Below are 18,488 nucleotides of genomic sequence, written 5' to 3' on the forward strand. Positions count from 1 at the left end.
GGTGGATTACTTCCCGGGCGTGGGGGTGGTGACGCCGGTGGCAGCGGTGCTGGCGGCGGGATATGCCTCGGGGTCCAGGCGGCGCATCTCGGCCTCGATCCAGGCCTCCACCTCGCGCATCAGCTCTTCGGGCTGGCGGCCGGCACTGGCGATGGGCTTGCCGATGGACACGTCCACCACGCCGGGGCGCTTGATGAACGCCTTGCGCGGCCACACCTTGGCAGACGTCACCGCGATCGGCACCACCGGCGCGCCGGTGTCGATGGCCAGGCGCGTGCCGCCGGTCTTGTAGTTGCCCTTCTGGCCGCGCTCGATGCGGGTGCCTTCGGGGAACATGATGATCCAGATGCCCTTGTCCAGCAGCTTCTTGCCTTGCTGCACGACCTTGTTGAACGCCTGCGTGCGCTGGTTGCGGTCGATGTGGATCATGTCCAGCCGGCCGATGGACCAGCCGAAGAACGGCACGTGCAGCAGCTCCTTCTTGAACACGTACGCCAGGGGGCGCGGCATGATCGACGGCATCAGGAAGGTCTCGTACGTGGACTGGTGCTTGACCAGCAGCACCGCCCCGGCGTTCTCGCCCTGCGGCAGGTTCTCCATGCCCATCACGTTGGCCCGCACGCCCAGGATCACCCGGGCGCTGCTGATGCACAGCGACAGCCACGCCCGCGCAATGCGGTAGAGCGGGCGCCCGCGCATGCCGAACAGCGAGCCCAGCATGATGGCCAGCGTGTAGGGCACCACGGTGATGCCCATCCAGAGGAAGTGAAGGAGAGAACGGATGAAAGCCATGGAGTAAATCAAGCCTTTTAGGCCGCTACCGCTTGATGGACAAGCGCCAGCAGCTATCAATTAAATAGCATCGGGTGGAACCGCGGGAGCCACTGCAGCGGCGGCGGGCGGTGCGGGCACCGGCACGGCAGGCAGCAGCCGGTCCACAAAATCGTTCAGGCTCGCATGCAGCACGGTGCCGGGCGGGAAGCCCTCCGGCACCGCGCCGCGGGCATCGACCCGGGCCGACTGGCCGGTGCAGACCAGGTGCAGCTGCTGGGCCCCGGCGGCGGCGCCCGCCTGCAGGTGCGCGGCGCAGCTGCCCACCATCTGCACATCGTGCCGCTCCACACCGTAGCGGTCGCAGATCTGCTCGATCAGCCCCGGCGCGGGCTTGCGGCAGGCGCAGTCCTCGTCGGGCGCGTGGGGGCAGTAGAACACCGCATCGATGCGCCCGCCCACCGCGGCCAGCTGGCGGTGCATCTTGGCGTGGATGGCGTTGATGGCCATCACGTCAAACAGCCCGCGCCCCAGGCCCGGCTGGTTGGTGGCGACCACCACATGCCAGCCCGCGTGGTTGAGCCGCGCAATGGCTTCGAGCGCGCCGGGCACGGCGGTCCACTCGTCGGCGGTGGTGATGAAGTCCTCCCCCAGCGGATTGAGGGTGCCGTCGCGGTCGAGGATGGCGAGTTTCATGGGGCTTGGTTACCTTGTGAGAATCGCCAGCCTATCAGCTTGGGCCATCCGGTCAAACGGCCAGGCGGGAAAGATCCGCGACGCGGTTCATCGCGTTGTGCAGCATCTTGAGCAGGCCCAGGCGGTTCATCCGCACATCCAGCTGCTCGGCGTTGACCATCACGTCGTCGAAGAACGCATCCACCGGCGCGCGCAGCACAGCCAGGGTCTGCAGGCTGGCGGTGTAGTCGCCCGCGTCGAACTGGGCGTTGGCTTCGGGCACGAAGCGCTGCAGCGCGGCGTACAGGTCCTGCTCGGCCTTTTCCTGCAGCAGCTCGGGGTTGACGTGGGCATCCACCGGGCCTTCGACCTCGGCCTTTTTCAGGATGTTGCCCACGCGCTTGTTGGCCGCGGCCAGGGCCGGGCTTTCGGGCAGTGCGGCAAAGGCGCGCACGGCCGCCAGCTGCTTCTCGACCAGGGCCAGGCGCTGCGGGCGCAGGGCCATGACGGCGTCCACTTCCTGCGCGCGGTAGCCCTGCTCGCGCAGGCTGCCGGCAAGGCGGTCGTAGATGAAGTCGGCCAGGGGCGCCGATGCGTCGGTGATCTTGTCGCCAAAGGCGGGCACCGCACTGGCGAGCAGGTCGTTGAGCTGCAGCGGCAGGTCTTTTTCGACCAGCATGCGGATCACGCCCAGCGCATGGCGGCGCAGCGCGAACGGGTCGCGGTCGCCCGTGGGCAGGTTGCCGATGCCGAACATGCCCACCAGGGTTTCGAGCTTGTCGGCCAGCGCCACCACCACGCCGGCGGTGTTGCGCGGCAGCGTGTCGCCCGCGAAGCGGGGCTTGTAGTGGTCTTCGATGGCGTGCGCCACGGTCTCGCCCAGGCCGTCGTTCAGGGCGTAGTAGCCGCCCATGATGCCCTGCAGCTCGGGGAACTCGCCCACCATGTCGGTCACGAGGTCGGTCTTGGCGAGTTGCGCGGCTTTGTCGGCATCGGCCACCAGGGCGGCGTCGCCCAGTTGCGTGGCGATGGCTTTGGCTATTGACCTAACGCGCTCCACGCGCTCGCCCTGCGTGCCGAGCTTGTTGTGATAGACCACCTTACCGAGGCCCTCGACGCGCGAGGCCAGGGTCTTCTTGCGGTCCTGGTCGAAGAAGAACTTCGCGTCGGCCAGGCGCGGGCGCACCACGCGCTCGTTGCCGCCGGTCACGAAGCTCGTGTCTTCGGGGCTGATGTTGCTCACCACCAGGAACTTGTGGGTGAGCTTGCCCGCGGCGTCCAGCAGCGGAAAGTACTTCTGGTTGGCCTTCATCGTGAGGATCAGGCATTCCTGCGGCACGTCGAGGAACTCGGTCTCGAACGAGCAGGTGACCACGTTGGGCCGCTCGACCAGCGCGGTCACTTCGTCGAGCAGCGCCTCGTCTTCGATGGGGCGCGCGCCGTTGCCCACCTGGGCGGCGGCCGCGGCCAGCTGGCGGGCGATCTCGGCCTTGCGCTCGGCAAAGGAGGCGATCACGGCGCCGTCTTTTCGCAGCGTGGCGGCGTAGCTGTCGGCGTCGGCCAGCACCACGGGCGACACGGCGGCTTCAAACCGGTGGCCCTGCGTGCTGTGGCCCGCCGACAGGCCCAGCGCCTTCACCGGCACCACGGTGCTGCCGTGCAGCGCGACCAGGCCGTGCGCGGGGCGCACGAAGTTCACGCTGGTCCAGCCGGGCAGTTCGCAGTCGGTCTCGAGCTGGTAGCTCATGACCTTGGGGATGGGCAGCTTGGCAATCGCCTCCTGCAGCGCTTTCTGCAGGCCGTCCTGCAGCGTAGCGCCAGGCACCACGCTGTCGTAGAACAGCGCCTCGGCCTTGCCGTCCTGCGCGCGCTTGAGCGCCGCCACGGCGGCTGCCGGGTCGGACACATCCGCGCCCAGGGCCTGCAGCTTTTTGAGCAGTGCCGGGCTCGCGTTGCCGCTGGCGTCGAGCCCCACGGCCACAGGCATGAGCTTTTGCTGCACGGCCTTGTCGGCGGCCTTGTCGGCCACGCCGGTCACGTGCGCGGCCAGGCGGCGGGGCGACGCGAAGGGCGTGACCACGGACGCTGCCGTGGCCAGGCCCTGCGCCTTGAGCTGGTCTCCCAGCACGGTGGCAAAGGCATCGCCCAGCTTTTGCAGCGCCTTGGGCGGCAGCTCTTCGACAAACAGTTCTACGAGAAGGTTTTGGGTCGTCGTCATGTTCTTGTTCTCTTTCGTCCGCTCAGGCTGCCTTCTTGGCCATTTGCTCCACCCACTCGCGCGGCGCCATGGGGAAGCCCAGGCGCTCGCGGCTCTCGTAGTAGCTTTGCGCCACGGCACGGGCCAGGTTGCGGATGCGGCCGATGTACGCGGCCCGCTCGGTCACGCTGATCGCGCCGCGCGCATCCAGCAGGTTGAAGCTGTGCGCGGCCTTGAGCACCTGCTCGTAGGCGGGCAGCGCGAGCTGCTGCTCCATCAGGTACTTGGCCTGCTTTTCGTGCGCGTTGAAGGCGGTGAACAAGAAGTCCGCGTCGCTGTGCTCGAAGTTGTAGGTGGACTGCTCGACCTCGTTTTGCTTGTAGACATCGCCATAGCTCAGCGTGTCGGTCCACTTCAGGTTGTAGACGTTGTCCACGCCCTGCAGGTACATCGCCAGGCGCTCCAGGCCATAGGTGATCTCGCCCGTGGCGGGCTTGCAGTCGATGCCGCCGACCTGCTGGAAGTAGGTGAACTGCGTCACCTCCATGCCGTTGAGCCACACCTCCCAGCCCAGGCCCCAGGCGCCCAGCGTGGGGTTCTCCCAGTCGTCCTCGACGAAGCGGATGTCGTTCTTCTTGAGGTCGAAACCGAGGGCTTCGAGCGAACCCAGGTACAGCTCCAGGATGTTGGCCGGCGCGGGCTTCAGGACCACCTGGTACTGGTAGTAGTGCTGCAGCCGGTTGGGGTTCTCGCCATAGCGGCCGTCCTTGGGGCGGCGGCTGGGCTGCACGTAGGCGGCCTTCCAGGGCTCCGGCCCGATGGCGCGCAGGAAGGTGGCGGTGTGCGAGGTGCCGGCGCCCACTTCCATGTCGTAGGGCTGCAAAAGAGCGCAACCCTGCGCGTCCCAGTAGGACTGCAGCTTCAGAATGATTTGCTGGAATGTCAACATGGCGTCTGTGGCACTGGCAAGCCAGGGCCGGGCAAGTAAGGGGAAAGAAAAGGCGGTGCGCATGTCAGGCCCGCCGCCTGCAGCCACCAAAGGTTGCAAGCGCGGGCTCGCGCGCGCAACCGGTCATTTTACGGCGCTGCGGCTGGGGCCCGACAAACAAGCAGCATCCGCCCTCCCATGAAAAAAGGCCGGAGCCCTTTTGGAGCCCCAGCCTTCCCAACCAGTCACGCGGGCTATAAGCCGGTGCGTACCGGTGACCACCTTTGCGGGCAGCCCGTCGGCGCACGTGTTGTGCGCCAAGTCAAATCAACTATCCATTGCACTGGCCGGAGCGCCACCACAGGGCGCAGCCCAGGCGAGGGCCCCCGCGCAAGGGCCGCCCCGCCGCGCTGGGGGCGTCCCCCTTCAGGGGGAAGGCGCGCAGCGCCTCAGGGGGGAGCTCAATACTCCCAGAAAATCCGCTGCAGTTCCTTGCTGTCATTGGTCTTGGTCAGGGCCACCATCGCCAGGATGCGGGCCTTTTGCGGGCGCAGGTCGTGCGCCACCACCCAGTCGTACTTGTCGTCGGGCTGCTCGGCATTGCGCAGCACGAACCCATCCGGCACGCGGGCCGAGCGGATCACCTGCACGCCCTTGCCGCGCAGGGCCTTGAGCGAATCCACCGCCTGGGCGGCCACCGAGCCGTTGCCGGTACCGGCATGGATCAGCGCCTTCACGCCGGCCTTGCTGTAGGCCTCGATGCCGGTGGTGTTCATGTTGCCGTAGCCGTACACGATGTCCACCGCAGGCAGGGCCTGGATCTCGTCGATGTTGAACTCGGAGTTGGCGGTGTGGCGCTTGACGGGCGCGCGGAACCAGTAGTTCTTGCCTTCCACCACCATGCCCAGCGGGCCCCACTGGCTCTTGAAGGCCTCGGTCTTGATGTTGATGGTCTTGCTCACGTCGCGGCCGCTCTGGATCTCGTCGTTCATGGTGACGAGCACGCCCTTGCCAGCCGCGTCCTTGCTGGCCGCCACGCTCACGGCGTCGTACAGGTTCAGCGCGCCGTCGGCCGACAGGGCCGTGCCGGGGCGCATGGAGCCGACCACCACGATGGGCTTGTTCGTGCGCACCACCAGGTTCAGGAAGTAGGCGGTTTCTTCCAGCGTGTCGGTGCCGTGGGTGATGACGATGCCGTCGACGTCGGCCTGCTTGGACAGGGCCGAGACGCGCTGGCCGAGCTTGAGCAGATGCTCGTTGGTGAAGCTCTCGGACGCGATCTGGAACACCTGCTCGCCGGAGACCTTGGCGACGCTGGCCAGCTCGGGCAGGCCGGCCAGCAGCTTGTCGACGGGCACCTTGGCCGCAGCGTAGGTGGCGCTGTTGGCCGCCGAGGCACCGGCGCCGGCAATGGTGCCGCCCGTGGCCAGCACCACAACGTGGGGCTGGGCGGCCTGGGCCATGGCCACGGCGGACGCGGCCGAGAGCAGCAGGCCGGCCAGCCAGCGGTGGGCAGCGACAGCGGCAGGTGGGGAAATACGCATGATGGAAAGTCTCCTGGAACAGGTGTGTCGTGTTGTGTGTCACGGCGCCTTTGTGGCCACCGCGCCGCTTTCGAGCGGTGGCGCATCCTATGAGAGATCGACACACACCGTTGCGGAATAATCAGCAACCCCATGTGAATTTCACTCACACCCCAAAACCAGTGATCGACATATGAACCTGCGGCAGCTGGAAGTTTTTCAGGCGGTGCTCCAGACCGGCAACATGAGCGCGGCGGCGCGGCTGCTGTGCATCACGCCGTCGGCCATCAGCAAGGCGGTGGCGCACACCGAGCTGCAGCTGGGCTACCGCCTGTTCGTGCGCACGCCGGCGGGCCTGACCCCCACGCCCGAGGCGCAGGTGCTGGCCTCCGAATCCACCGGCATCCACCGCCAGCTCGACGCATTGCGCCGCACCGCCCGCAACCTGGCTGCCAGCGACACTGGCGACGTGCGCATGGCCGCGATCCCGGCGGTGAGCCACGAGTTCTTGCCGCTGCTGCTGCAGCAGCACGCGCTGCGCTACCCGCAGGTGGGCGTGGAGGTGCGCACCATCCACCAGGACCAGATGACACAGGCGCTGCTCACGCGCAGCGTGGACTTCTGCCTGGGGTTCTACAAGCACCCGCATCCGCAGATCCGCAGCGAGCTGCTGGTGAGCGGGCGCATGTACCTGGCGGTGGCCGAGGCGCTGTGGAGCCGCGCGCCCCGCGCCACCTCGCACAGCGCCCGGCTGGCGCAGGTGCCGGTGATCCGCCTGGTGGGGGACGATCCCATGCGCCAGTCCATCGACGAGATCGCGCAGCGCCTGGGCACGCCGGCGGGGCCGGGCATCCAGGTGCAGACATCGCGTCTGGCTCTGGAGCTGGTGCGACTGGGCATGGGCTGGACGGTGGTCGACTTTCTGACCGCCACGCGCCTGGACCCGGCGAGCATGGTCACGCTGGAGTTGCACGAGCTGCCGCCGATCTCGCTGTACAGCTACCACGCACGATCGTCGCCACCGGGCCTGCAGGCCACGCGCATGCTGGCGATGCTGCCGGGGGTGCTGCATGGGGCGCTGTCGGGCCAGCCGGATCGGCGGGCATAAAGAAGAAAAAACCCGCACATCTCTCAGCGAGACAGCGGGTTTTCAAGGGCGTCAGCGACTGCGTGTGCTTCGTGTGCGGCCTGCAATATTGCAAGGCTGCAATTTGGCGAGGCTACAAAGACAACGAGAACACGCAAGGCGCCTCAGGCGGATCGCTCAAGCACTCCAGCGGCGCAGCACCAGGCTGGCGTTGGTGCCGCCAAAGCCGAAGCTGTTGGACAGCACCGTGGTCAGGTCCGCATCGCGGGTCTGCGTGACCAGCGGCATGGAGCCCAGCGCGGGGTCGGGCGTGTCCACGTTGGCCGAGCCGGCGATGAAACCCTTGTTCAGCATGATCATGCAGTAGATGGCCTCTTGCACACCCGTGGCGCCCAGCGAGTGGCCGGTGAGCGACTTGGTGGACGAGAACGGCGGCACCTTGTCGCCGAACAGCGCCTGCATGGCCCGCACTTCCTGCATGTCGCCCACGGGCGTGGAGGTGCCGTGGGTGTTGATGTAGTCGATGGGCGCATCAAGCCCCTCCATCGCCTGCTTCATGCAGGCAATGGCACCGTCGCCCGACGGGGCCACCATGTCTTCGCCGTCGCTGGTGGCGCCAAAGCCCACCACTTCGGCCAGGATGGTGGCGCCGCGCGCCTGGGCGTGCTCCAGGCTCTCCAGCACCACGGCGCCGCCGCCGCCGGCGATCACGAAGCCGTCACGGTTGGCGTCGTAGGCGCGCGAGGCTTTCTCGGGCGTGTCGTTGTACTTGCTGGACATGGCGCCCATGCCGTCGAACAGCAGCGACATGCCCCAGGACAGCTCTTCGCCGCCGCCTGCGAACATCACGTCCTGCATGCCCCAGGCGATCTGCTGCGCGGCCGCGCCGATGCAGTGCGCCGACGTGGAGCAGGCAGACGTGATGGAGTAGTTGATGCCCTTGACCTTGAAGTTGGTCGCCAGGCACGCGGACACGGTGGAGCTCATGCAGCGCGTGACCTGGTAGGGCCCCACGCGGCGGATGCCCTTTTCGCGCAGCGTGTCGGCCGCCTCGATCTGGTTGTTGGGCGAGCCGCCGCCCGAGCCCATGATGAGGCCGGTGCGCGGGTGGCTGACCTGCTCGGGCGTGAGGCCGGCCTGGGCAATCGCGTCTTCCAGGGCGATCTGCGCGTACGCCGCGGCATCGCCCATGAAGCGCAGCTGCTTGCGGTCGATGCGCGACTCGATGTCGATCTCGGGCGCGCCGCCCACCTGGCTGCGCAGGCCCAGCTCCTTGAACTTTTCGACGGCCTTGATGCCGCTCTTGCTGGCGCGCAGCGAGGCCTCCACCGTGGCCAGGTCGTTGCCAATGCACGAGACGATGCCCGCGCCGGTGATGACTACGCGTTTCATGCTGCTGCTCCTGGTGCCCCCGCAGCCTGTTCCTCGCGCTTGAACAAGCCCACGCGCAGGTCATTGGCCACGTAGATTTCCTGGCCATCGGCCAACAGGCGTGCATCGCCAATCGCCATGACCAGCTTGCGCTTGATCACGCGCTTGATGTCGATTTCGTAGGTCACGAGTTTCACGTTGGGGCCCACTTCGCCGGTGAACTTCACTTCACCAGCCCCGAGCGCCCGGCCCTTGCCCGGCAGGCGCAGCCAGGTCAGGTAAAAGCCGATCAGCTGCCACATGGCATCCAGCCCGAGGCACCCGGGCATGACCGGGTCGCCCTGGAAGTGGCAGGCAAAGAACCACAGGTCGGGACGCACGTCCAGTTCGGCGCGGATCTTTCCCAGACCGTGCTCGCCGCCATCGCTGTCGATGTGCGTGATGCGGTCGAACATCAGCATGGGCGGCAGCGGCAGGCGGCCACTGTCGGCGCCGAACAGCCGGCCCTCACCCGAGGCGATCAGTTGTTCGTAGGAAAAGGAATCAGCCATCTTCAGTCGTGCTCCAGAACGGCGGGTTGGCCCGCCTCAAATCATCGTTGTAACCCACATAAAACCCACACAAGCCCCCGCTTGTGGGGCTCCATTATCAAGGCAGCAGGCGCCGCGGCGCGTTTTGGCCTACCTGGGCGCCGGGGCTCCCCGCCGCGCGCTGACGTGGATCAAGCCGCCTCCACCGTCCGCCGCCGCCGGGCCACCGCCGCAAAGACCACCGCCACGCCGCCCAGTATCCACAGCGGCCACAGCCCCCAGCGTGACACCCACCAGGCGTACGGCGTGATCGCCCAGCCCTCTTGCGCATCGAGCCCGCGGCCCCGCACCTCGCCCAGCAGAACGCCGCGGGTGTGGCGCTCCAGGGCGTGCGTCACCACCCCGCGGTGGTCGATGATGGCCGTGGCCCCGGTGTTGGTGGCGCGCACCATGGGGCGCTCGAACTCCAGGGCCCGCATGCGGCTGATGTGCAGGTGCTGGTCGATGGCCACCGTGTTGCCGAACCAGCCGATGTTGCTGAAATTGACGAACACCGTGGGCGCCTGGGCCGGGTCGATGAAGCGGGCGCCCAGCTCTTCGCCGAACAGATCCTCGTAGCAGATGTTGGGCGCTATGCGCTGGCCCGCCCAGGCGAACGAAGCCTGGCCCACCGCGCCGCGGTTGAAGTCGCCCAGCGGGATGTCCATCATGGCCGTGAACCACTTGAAGAACGGCGGGATGAACTCGCCAAACGGCACCAGATGGTGCTTGTCGTAGCGGTACGGCTTGCCAGGCGGGGCCACGCCCGCGCCCATGCCCAGCACGGTATTGGTGTAGCCGACGGTCTCGTCGCCCATCGGAATGCCCACCAGCGCCGCCTGCGGGCCCTGGGCGTAGCGCTGCTCGATGCCCTCGAGATACCCCGGAATCAGTTGCTGAGGCAGCAGCGGGATGGCGGTTTCAGGCGCCACCACCAGGTCGGCCCGGGCCTCCTGCAGTTGCCCGGCGTACCACTGGAGGGCCAGCGGCACGCCGCTGCCCGGCTGGAATTTCTCGTCCTGCGGGATGTTGCCCTGAAGCAACGCGAGGGTCAGGGGCTTGGCCTGCGCATGGGGGGGCGTGTAGCACAGGTTCACCGCGCAAAAGCGGTCGGCCGTGGCCGCGGCCAGCAGCACCGCGGCGGCGGCCGGCGCCACCCAGGTGCGCCAGCGGCCCAGATCCGCGCCACGCAGCTGCACCACGTACATCGCCAGCGCCGCGGCCACGGCGCCCACACCGTAGACGCCGATATAGCGCGCCAGGGCCGCCAGTGGACCGTCGACGTGCGCGTAGCCCCCCGCGCCCCAGGGAAAGCCCGTCCACAGCGTGCCGCGCGCCAGTTCGGCCAGCAGCCAGAATGCTCCGAAAAATATAGCACCCAGCGCACGGCTGGAGGGCGACAGGCGGCAAAAAAGCCCCAGCATCGCGGCGTAGTAGCTGGCCAAAAACGCCGCCAGCCCCAGCACCGCCGCCACCGCCAGCGGGGCCGCGAGCCCCCCGTAGGTGTGCATGGAAATGAACAGCCACCAGAACGTGCCGCACAGCCACGCGGTGGCAAAAAGCCCGCCCGTCATCGCGCCGCGCCGCCAGCCGATGGCCTGCGTCGGGGACGGCCGCACCAGCCAGGCCAGCACCGCCATCGACAGCAGTTGCAGCCACCACAGCGGCTCGCCGCTGCCGGGCCAGGCCAGCGACGCGGCCTGGGCCAGGCCCGCGGCCACCGCCAGCACCGCCTGCGGGACCAGCGGCAGTCCCGCAGATGCTCGGACGTGCGCCATCACTCGCCGCTGGCGCCGGGCTCTTGCGCCCGCGACACCTTGAACCAGCGCACCGCCCCACCCTTGGTGTGCAGCACGACGAAGTTCAGCCCCGACAGTTGCAGATGTTCGCCCCGCTTGGGCACGTGGCCCATTTCGTGGGCGATGAGGCCGCCGATGGTGTCGAAGTGCTCTCCGGGGTCGCTGCCCTGGATCAGCACGTCGAACGCCTCGCAGACACGCTCGATGGAGGTGTCGCCGCTCACGCGGTAGGTGTGGTCGGCCAGGCCGAAGATGTCGCCGTCGTCCTCGGGGATGTCGAACTCGTCCTCGATCTCGCCCACGATCTGCTCGAGCACGTCTTCGATGGTGATGAGCCCCGCCACGCGGCCGAACTCGTCGATCACTATCGCCAGATGGCTGCGGTTGCCACGGAACTCGCGCAGCAGGTCGTTCAGGCCCTTGCTCTCGGGCACGAAGATGGCGGGGCGCAGCAGCGCGCGGATGTTGAGCTCGGGCGCCCGCTGCAGCTTGAGCAGGTCCTTGGCCAGCAGGATGCCGATGATGTTCTCGCGCTCGCCCTGGTACACCGGAAAGCGCGAGTGCGCGGTGTGGATGACCAGGTTGAGCAGGTCTTCGAAGGGCGCTTCGATGTTGATCAGATCCATCCGCGGCGCGGCGACCATCACGTCGCCCGCCGTCATGTCGGCCATGCGGATCACGCGCTCGAGCATCACACGCGCTTCGGCGCCAATGACCTCGTTGTCTTCGGCCTCGGCCAGGGTCTCGATGAGTTCTTCCGTGGAGTCCGGGCCGGGGTGGATGAACTCGGCCACTTTCTGCAGGAAGGTGCGCTTGTCTTCCCTTTCGGGCGGTCGCCCAGGGTGCGCGGGGTGCGGCTCGGACACTGTCTTGGAGTGCAGGACGTGCGGTAGTGGATCAGGCCCCTAGGATAGCGGATTGTTGTGACAGGGCGTCGCTCGCCGTGCACCGGCCCCGCACCCGCCCATCGCCACGACCGTCCCGCGGGCGGGGCGGATGCATGCCCCCGCCGTTCATTCGGCCGACTGGTGGCGCGCGTGCTGCACGCCGCTGCGCACTTCCTGCACGTTGGCCAGGAAATCCCAGAACTGCTTGGCCTGCTTCTTGAGCTGGTAGTCCACCTCGGCGAACTGCTGGCCCACGATCTCGGCCATGCGGGTGTCAAAGCTGGCAGGCGGAATCTGCAGGTACGCCTCGGACTCCGAGCCGTCGCGGCGCACCGTGGCGCCGGCGCTGCGTGCGATCTTGAGCATGGCCGTGTTTTCGGACAGCGCATGGATGAACACCATGTTCACGCCTTCGTTGCGGGCGTGCATCACGGCGCGCTCGAACAGCCGCGCGCCGAACCCGCGGCCCCGGGCCTGCTTGAGCACGGACACGCCGAACTCCGCGCAGTGCTTGTGCTCGGGGTGTTCGGAAAAAGCCAGATGGGCCATCGCGATGAGTTCGAGGCGGCGGTTGTAGATGCCGAAGATCTCGTCGCGGTTGAAATCGAGTTGCTCGGCGTAGCGGCGGATCTGCTCGTCGTTGGCCGCATAGCCGAACCGCAGGTAGCGGTCCGACGGCTCCAGCTGCAACAGATGCTGGGTGATGCGCTCGCGGTACGAGGGCCCCAGGGCACGGATGGGAACCATCACGGGAACCTCCTTCTTGACGCGGCTTTCCGCCGCCGATGGAGCACCTGTCACAGGGCGCAGCATGCCCCTGCCTACGTACCAGGATGCCTTGAGCCAGTCTTTCGTTGCGAACATGGATCGAATATAAGGGTTTTCCCTCATTATTTCCACACTTTTTGTTGCATTGCAGCAAAGTAGTGAGGTGACTCAGTTTACGGCCGAAAATGGCATTTGCGCTTGCTGGCATTTCGTCGTATGCTATTAAAAATATAGCAAACATCACCGTGACGGCCCCGCAACAGTCCCTGACGCGACCTTTGCGCTACCGGCGATGCCGCGCATACAGCACATCGGGAGCCCGAACAGGCGACAGAAGCGGCGCGACCACCTGGCTACTTTGCAACCAACGGGCTATCAGGCATCCGGAGCAGATCCAGAGGGTGTGATCTTGCAAGATCGCCCTGCAATGCCGGGGCAACTACACAGTCGCCCGCGGGTAGCACACCTCGCGCTTGCCCCGCATTCCCATCAACGCCACGTGGAAGCCGGAGCACCGCAACGCGGTCAACCAACAGCGCCACATGGTCGCCCAACTGAAGGTCCAGTTGTTTCAAGCGTTCGGTGTCGCCAACCTTGACATTGCCCTCCCATGCCTCGATGCGCACTGACTGCATGTTTTTCGCACTGACTTCGAGCAGAGGATTCTTACCTTTCGTCGCACGCTCATCGCACGCAGCGTCGTTTTTGTCCGCTGAGGCCGGCCCGCCAGCCGCACAACGACCGCATTGCGTCGATTGCAGGTCCAGATGGGCCACCTCGCCACGCACCTCCACGGAACGGCCGGAGACCTGTAGGCGCTCTACAGGCTCCAGGGCCTCCACCAACGCATGCGAAAGCGCCAAGCCCTGGAAGTGCTTCGGCAGCTTGATTTTGCCGATCCATTGGTCTTGCACGTCGGAAGTCTCCGCGTTCTGGGGGAGTTCCCGGGGCTTCCAGCGCAGAACCAGGGTGTCGCCCTCGCGTACCACTGTCAGCGGCGGCTCGGCATGCCAACCGGGCCGTTCTTGTGCCCGTGCCCCTTTGCGGCGGCCTTCTCGTCGAAGGTGAAGACTTAGAGTGATATCGCTTGTATTGCTTAGCACGACACGCGTTGGGGGCACATAGCCTTGTGCGTCGTCGGAATCGCCATCGATGCGCAGTCGCGTAACGCCTATCAGTTGTGCAGCAGGGATGGTGTATTCGCGGCTGTCGCCGTCCTTGGCCTTGAAGCGGTCCATCCCGCTGATGGCCAGCAGGACCCAGAACATGACGAACACACCGGCAAAGAGCCAGGGGCCCAGCTTGCGCGGCGCGCCCGCCCGGGAGCGAAACCGCGCCATCACGTGAGCTCCTTTTCGCGCAGGTGCTGGTAGGTTTGCCACCACAGCAGCATCGGCAGGGCCAGCCAGAGCGCGGCGTTCAGTGCATGGGTCTCGGCGCCCAGCGTTGCAGCCCCGTCCCGCCACCAGGCAAAGAGCACCTCGTCCCGCGGACGCGACAGCACGGAGACCATGACCGTGGCGATGAACAGCACCACGCCGAGCACCAAGGTCTTGAGCATCGCCACCTTGCGAAAGTACAGCGAGCCCGTCACGGCCGCCCCCTGCAGGGCCCAGGCGGCAATGAAGAGCCCCCATTGCTGCGGGATGCTGAGCAGGGCTTCGCGCAGCGGCTGGCGCAGCAGCGGCACAAAGAGCGCGTAGTTCTGCGGATCGAGGTTGGCAGGGTCCGCCCAGGCCGCCCGCATCGCCAGCGCCACACCCTGCGCAGGCCACGAGATCGCCAGGAACAACAGTGTGTAGGCCACGGGGTATCCGACGACCACGACGCCTACGCACAGCAGCCACTTTTCCAGCACCGACGCCGGACGCATCAACACCAGCAGCGCGGACTCGCGCCGCGCCATGCCGTCGAAGTACCGCCCCGCAAACACGAACCCCGTGAGGTACAGCCCCCAGAAGTAGAAGGCCGACTGCCCCCCGGTCACAAACACTTCTCCGCGCGACACGCTCAGGCTGAACACCAGCAGAACGCAGTACAGAATGCCCGTCACCAGCAGGTGGCCCAGGTACTGCCGCATGTGCTCCGCCCAGTGGGCACGGGCCAGCAGCGTGAAGCGGTGCCACGAAAACGAGGCGCTGCCTGCGCTCGACAGTGGTGTGGATGCGGGTGCAGATGGGTGGTTGTTTGCGTTGCTCATGCCGTCTCCCTGGCCGCCGGGGCCGCGCGCAGCGGGGCCAGTGCCTGCAGCACCTGGTCCCGGTTCAGGCTCAGCGCCTTGTACAAAAGCTCCAGCTGCACCGAGCTGCCTGTCGGCACGGTCGCGCCAGGCTCGTTGGAGCGCAGAGCGACATAGGCCAGTTGCTGGCCGATGCGCTCCTGGTACAGCAGCGCGCCGCCCGCCTGCACGCGCGCAGCGTCGTCGTCCTGCGCCACGCCCATGTGCAGCCAGCGCGCCAGCTCGTCCATGCGCGCCGACAGCGCCAGCCGCCCCTGGTCGATGAACCAGATGTGGCTCAGGATGCTCTCCAGGTCGTGCGCCTGGTGGGTGCTGATGAGCACCGCGCGGTGCGCGTGCTCGGGGCGCTGCAGGAGCTTGCGAAACTGTGTGCGGCCCACGATGTCGAGGCCGTTGGTGGGCTCGTCCATCAGCAGCAGCGGCGTGCACGTGGCCAGTGCGAAGGCGATGGCGGCCTTCTTTTTCTGCCCCAGGCTCATGGACTCGAACCGCGCTGTGGCCGGCACCTCCAGCTCCGCCAGGTACTCGTTCAGCAGCGCGTTTGAAAAGCGCGGGTAGAACACGCCCTGCGTGGCGGCCAGTTGCGCGCACGTCAGGTTGGGCAGGTGGAATTCTTCCGGCACGATGTAGATGGACGCCAGCAGGTCCGCAGCGCGTGCGCGGGGGTTGCGCCCCAGCACCTGCAACTGCCCGGCCCAGGGCGTGAGCAGGCCACAGATCAGCTTGAGCAGCGTGGACTTGCCACTGCCGTTGCGCCCGAAAAGGCCGTAGATGCCGGGCTGCTCCACACGGGCGGCAAAGCCGTCATACAGCAGGTGTCGGCCATAGCCGAACTGCAGGTTGTCGATAGCGATCATGAACAATCCGTAACACCCCCGGGGCCGAGGGCGCGCGGATTGTCACACAGGCTCGGAAGGTGCTTGCGTGGGGCTCAGACGGGCACTGCGGTCGTCGCCTTCACGCGGTCGAGCACGAAGCTCGTCTTGCAATCCTGCACGCTCGGGTGCTTGAGCAGCGTGTCCATGATGAAGCGGCTGTAGTGCGCCATGTCCGCCACCACCACGCGCAGCAGGTAGTCCATCTCGCCGGTGAGCGACGCGCATTCCACCACCTCGGGCCAGGTCTGCACGCTCGCGCGAAACAGGTCCATGGGGTTGCGCTTGTGGCTTTCGGTGTGCTTTTCCAGCCGCACGTTGAGGTACGCCGTGAGCCCCAGGCCCACCGCCTCGGGCGGGACCAGCGCCACGTAGCGCTCGATCACGCCGCTGTCCTCCAGACGCTTGACGCGGCGCAGCACTGCGCTGGGCGACAGGCCCACCTGCTCGCCGATGACGTCATACGTCTCGCGGCCGTTTTCCTGCAGACGGCGCAGGATGGCGCGGTCCAGCTTGTCGAGTGCGTCAAAGGCTTTCATGGCGCAGGATTCTACGAAATTGCACAGATTTTCGGCCGCCACATTGCGGGCTCGGGTATGTCCCGATAGTGACAAAAGCCGCTCCCACGAAGAATGAATCCTGCAAAAAAGAACGACCGTTCTATTTTGCGAATACAAGAAATCACATCACTGGAGACAAACACATGACAGGATTTTTGAGCCGCTTTCTGCGGCGACTGGTGCTGGCGGCGACCGCGGGGCTTTTGCTGCTGGGGGCGGGTGCGCACGCACAAAGCGGCTACACGCAGACGCGCTATCCCATCGTGCTGGTGCACGGGCTGTTCGGCTTCGACTCGGCCCTGGGCATCGACTACTTCTACGGCATCCCCGACGCGCTGCGCCAGGGCGGCGCCAAGGTCTACGTGGCCCAGGTCTCGGCGGCCAACAGCAGCGAGGTGCGCGGCGAGCAATTGCTGGCGCAGGTCAAGACCATCCTGGCGATCACGGGTGCGGCTAAGGTGAACCTGGTGGGCCACTCGCACGGCGGGCCCACCACCCGCTACGTGGCCGGTGTGGCGCCGCAGCTGGTGGCCTCGGTCACCTCCATCGGGGGCGTGAACAAGGGCTCGCGCGTCGCCGACATCCTGCGCGGCGTGGCGCCGGCGGGGTCGGTGTCCGAGACCGTCGCCAACGCCGCGGCCAAGGCGCTGGTCAGCCTGATCAACCTCACCTCCGGCGGCACCGGCCTGCCGCAGATGCCCACCGCCGCACTGGACTCGCTCACCACCGCGGGCCTGGCCAGCTTCAACCGCCGCTTCCCGCAGGGCCTGCCCAGCGGCTGCGGCAGCGGGGCCGAGCTGGTCAACGGCGTGCGCTACTACTCGTGGACGGGCACGCAGCCGCTGACCAATGTGCTCGACGCCAGCGACGGCCTGCTCAGCGTGCTGAGCCTGGTGTTCGGCGAAGCCAACGACGGCCTGGTGTCGGCCTGCTCGTCGCGCCTGGGCAAGCACCTGGGCGACTACCGCCAGAACCACCTGGACGAGGTGAACCAGCTGGTGGGCCTGCGCGACTGGTTCTCCACCGACCCGGTGACGCTGTACCGCCAGCACGCCAACCGCCTGAAGGCGCAGGGCCTGTAAGCCATGCAGCGCAGCCGCGTGATCGCAGGAGTGGCCGTGCTGGCCGCCGTGGCCGGGGCTGCGCTCTGGTGGTTTCAACCCGCCTCCCAGGCCGGCGCACCCGGAACGGCAGTCCACGGCGCGCCGCCCGCCGCAGAGCGGCAGGCCGCGACCCTGGGCGCCGCCGCGCTGCACGGGGGCGCGCCCGGCAGCGCCGTGGGCGCACGGCGATCTGCGGCGGACGCGGACCTCTCCGACCCTCTGCTCGTCCAGGGCCTGCGCGACACGCTCGAAGCCCTGCTGATGGAAGCCGGCGACGTGAGCGACCCGGCCGCCCTCAAGCAGCGCCTGGCCGCCCTGGTGGGCCGGCACTTTCCGGCGGCACTGGCCGCCCGGGCGCTGGCGCTGGCAGAGCGCTATGTGGACTACCGCGTGGCGCTGGGCCAGCTCCACGGCCCAGCTGCAGCGCAGGACCTGAACGACCCGCGCGCGCTGCGCGATGCCATGCAGGCGCGGGACAAGGTGCGCCTGCAGTTCTTCGACGGCGCCGAATACGACGCGCTCTTCGCGCGCGAAGCCGCACTGGACCGCTACACCCTGGCGCGCCTGGAGATCGCACGCAACACCGGCCTCAGCCCCGAGCAGCGGGCCCAGGCCCTGCAAGCCGCTGACAGCGAACTGCCCCCGGAGCGCCGCGCCGAGCGCGCTGCATCTACAGAACACATGGCGGCGGCCGCCCAGACCGCCGCTTTCAATGCGCAGAACGCGAGCGACCTCACGCGCCACCAGGCCCGCAGCGCCCAGTACGGCGAGGCCGCCGCCCACGCGCTGGCGCAGCTCGACCGCGACGAGCAGCACTGGCAGCAGCGGCTCGACCAGTACAGCCAGGCCCGCGCGCAGCAGGGCGACCAGAGCGCCGCGGCGCAGCAACTGCGCCAGCAGCTGTTCAGCAGCGAAGAGCAGCAGCGCCTGGATGCGGCGCTGGCGCTGCGCAGGCTGGGTGCCGCGCCCGCGGGCTCCTGAGCGCCACGCTGCCACGCCCAGGCTTTCGACGCCACAGCGCTCCCAGACTGCGCCAAATTTTTACCATTCGCAAGATTCCTGCAAATCACGAGCCCCAGCGTCTTGATTACGCCAGAAACATGAGGCCATGCGCGCCTACAGTCGATGCCATTCAC

At 67.3% G+C, this 18,488-nt stretch carries 17 protein-coding genes; 3 read left to right on the forward strand and 14 right to left on the reverse strand.

From position 1 onward, the window contains the following. Positions 1-6 precede the first annotated feature (6 nt). The 5 genes from ACIGHN_RS21945 to ACIGHN_RS21965 form a co-directional block, all read right to left on the reverse strand. Entirely contained in the window at positions 7-792 is a 786-nt protein-coding gene (locus ACIGHN_RS21945) for a lysophospholipid acyltransferase family protein (RefSeq protein WP_396506054.1), read from the reverse strand. Between the two features lie 60 nt (positions 793-852). Further along, a complete protein-coding gene (gmhB, locus tag ACIGHN_RS21950; protein ID WP_396506056.1) occupies positions 853-1,467 on the reverse strand; it encodes a D-glycero-beta-D-manno-heptose 1,7-bisphosphate 7-phosphatase in 615 nt (204 codons plus the stop codon). A gap of 52 nt (positions 1,468-1,519) precedes the next feature. Then, the gene (gene glyS, locus ACIGHN_RS21955) at positions 1,520-3,664 is read right to left on the reverse strand and encodes a glycine--tRNA ligase subunit beta (protein ID WP_396506057.1); all 2,145 of its coding nucleotides are present in this window, start codon (positions 3,662-3,664) and stop codon (positions 1,520-1,522) included. A gap of 22 nt (positions 3,665-3,686) precedes the next feature. Beyond that, positions 3,687-4,592: a glycine--tRNA ligase subunit alpha gene (glyQ, locus tag ACIGHN_RS21960; RefSeq protein WP_056413984.1), complete on the reverse strand. Its 906-nt coding sequence runs from the start codon at positions 4,590-4,592 to the stop codon at positions 3,687-3,689. A 440-nt stretch (positions 4,593-5,032) separates the two neighbouring features. After that, positions 5,033-6,115, reverse strand: coding sequence for a type II asparaginase (locus tag ACIGHN_RS21965; protein WP_396506060.1), 1,083 nt, complete (start codon positions 6,113-6,115; stop codon positions 5,033-5,035). A 172-nt stretch (positions 6,116-6,287) separates the two neighbouring features. Between ACIGHN_RS21965 and ACIGHN_RS21970 the strand changes: the two genes are divergently transcribed. Beyond that, a complete protein-coding gene (locus ACIGHN_RS21970) occupies positions 6,288-7,202 on the forward strand; it encodes a LysR family transcriptional regulator (RefSeq protein ID WP_396506062.1) in 915 nt (304 codons plus the stop codon). 156 nt (positions 7,203-7,358) lie between these two features. Here the strand turns inward: ACIGHN_RS21970 and fabB are convergent, their stop codons facing one another. From fabB to ACIGHN_RS22015, 9 genes are all read right to left on the reverse strand, one after another. Next, entirely contained in the window at positions 7,359-8,573 is a 1,215-nt protein-coding gene (gene fabB, locus ACIGHN_RS21975; RefSeq protein WP_396506064.1) for a beta-ketoacyl-ACP synthase I, read from the reverse strand. Beyond that, positions 8,570-9,103, reverse strand: a complete 534-nt coding sequence (gene fabA / locus ACIGHN_RS21980) for a 3-hydroxyacyl-[acyl-carrier-protein] dehydratase FabA (protein WP_056413993.1) — start codon at positions 9,101-9,103, stop codon at positions 8,570-8,572. The genes fabB and fabA overlap by 4 nt, the downstream gene beginning before the upstream one ends. Positions 9,104-9,273: 170 nt before the next feature. Next, a complete protein-coding gene (lnt, locus tag ACIGHN_RS21985) occupies positions 9,274-10,899 on the reverse strand; it encodes an apolipoprotein N-acyltransferase (protein WP_396506066.1) in 1,626 nt (541 codons plus the stop codon). Next, on the reverse strand, positions 10,899-11,786 hold the full coding sequence (locus tag ACIGHN_RS21990) for an HlyC/CorC family transporter (protein WP_056413999.1): 888 nt from the start codon (positions 11,784-11,786) through the stop codon (positions 10,899-10,901). Before ACIGHN_RS21990 ends, lnt begins: the two co-directional genes overlap by 1 nt. A 147-nt stretch (positions 11,787-11,933) precedes the next feature. Then, positions 11,934-12,671 carry a GNAT family N-acetyltransferase gene (locus ACIGHN_RS21995; RefSeq protein ID WP_056414002.1) on the reverse strand — a complete coding sequence of 246 codons (738 nt, stop codon included), beginning with the start codon at positions 12,669-12,671 and terminating at the stop codon, positions 11,934-11,936. Positions 12,672-12,928: 257 nt separating this feature from the next. Then, a complete protein-coding gene (locus ACIGHN_RS22000) occupies positions 12,929-13,915 on the reverse strand; it encodes a hypothetical protein (RefSeq protein ID WP_396506068.1) in 987 nt (328 codons plus the stop codon). After that, positions 13,915-14,775 (reverse strand): hypothetical protein, encoded by an 861-nt coding sequence (locus ACIGHN_RS22005; protein ID WP_396506070.1) that lies wholly within the window; start codon positions 14,773-14,775, stop codon positions 13,915-13,917. The genes ACIGHN_RS22000 and ACIGHN_RS22005 overlap by 1 nt, the downstream gene beginning before the upstream one ends. Beyond that, on the reverse strand, positions 14,772-15,671 hold the full coding sequence (locus tag ACIGHN_RS22010) for an ATP-binding cassette domain-containing protein (protein WP_396506071.1): 900 nt from the start codon (positions 15,669-15,671) through the stop codon (positions 14,772-14,774). Before ACIGHN_RS22010 ends, ACIGHN_RS22005 begins: the two co-directional genes overlap by 4 nt. Before the next feature lie 74 nt (positions 15,672-15,745). Further along, positions 15,746-16,228, reverse strand: coding sequence for an Lrp/AsnC family transcriptional regulator (locus ACIGHN_RS22015; protein WP_056166892.1), 483 nt, complete (start codon positions 16,226-16,228; stop codon positions 15,746-15,748). Positions 16,229-16,392: 164 nt separating this feature from the next. On the opposite strand from ACIGHN_RS22015, the gene ACIGHN_RS22020 reads away from it, so the two are divergent. Both ACIGHN_RS22020 and ACIGHN_RS22025 read left to right on the forward strand, forming a co-directional pair. Further along, positions 16,393-17,331, forward strand: coding sequence for a lipase family alpha/beta hydrolase (locus ACIGHN_RS22020; protein ID WP_396506072.1), 939 nt, complete (start codon positions 16,393-16,395; stop codon positions 17,329-17,331). Positions 17,332-17,334: 3 nt separating this feature from the next. Further along, positions 17,335-18,333 (forward strand): lipase secretion chaperone, encoded by a 999-nt coding sequence (locus ACIGHN_RS22025; RefSeq protein ID WP_396506074.1) that lies wholly within the window; start codon positions 17,335-17,337, stop codon positions 18,331-18,333. Positions 18,334-18,488: the final 155 nt, after the last annotated feature.

Source organism: Acidovorax sp. NPDC077693, from assembly GCF_044542805.1.
Classification (GTDB): domain Bacteria; phylum Pseudomonadota; class Gammaproteobacteria; order Burkholderiales; family Burkholderiaceae_C; genus Acidovorax.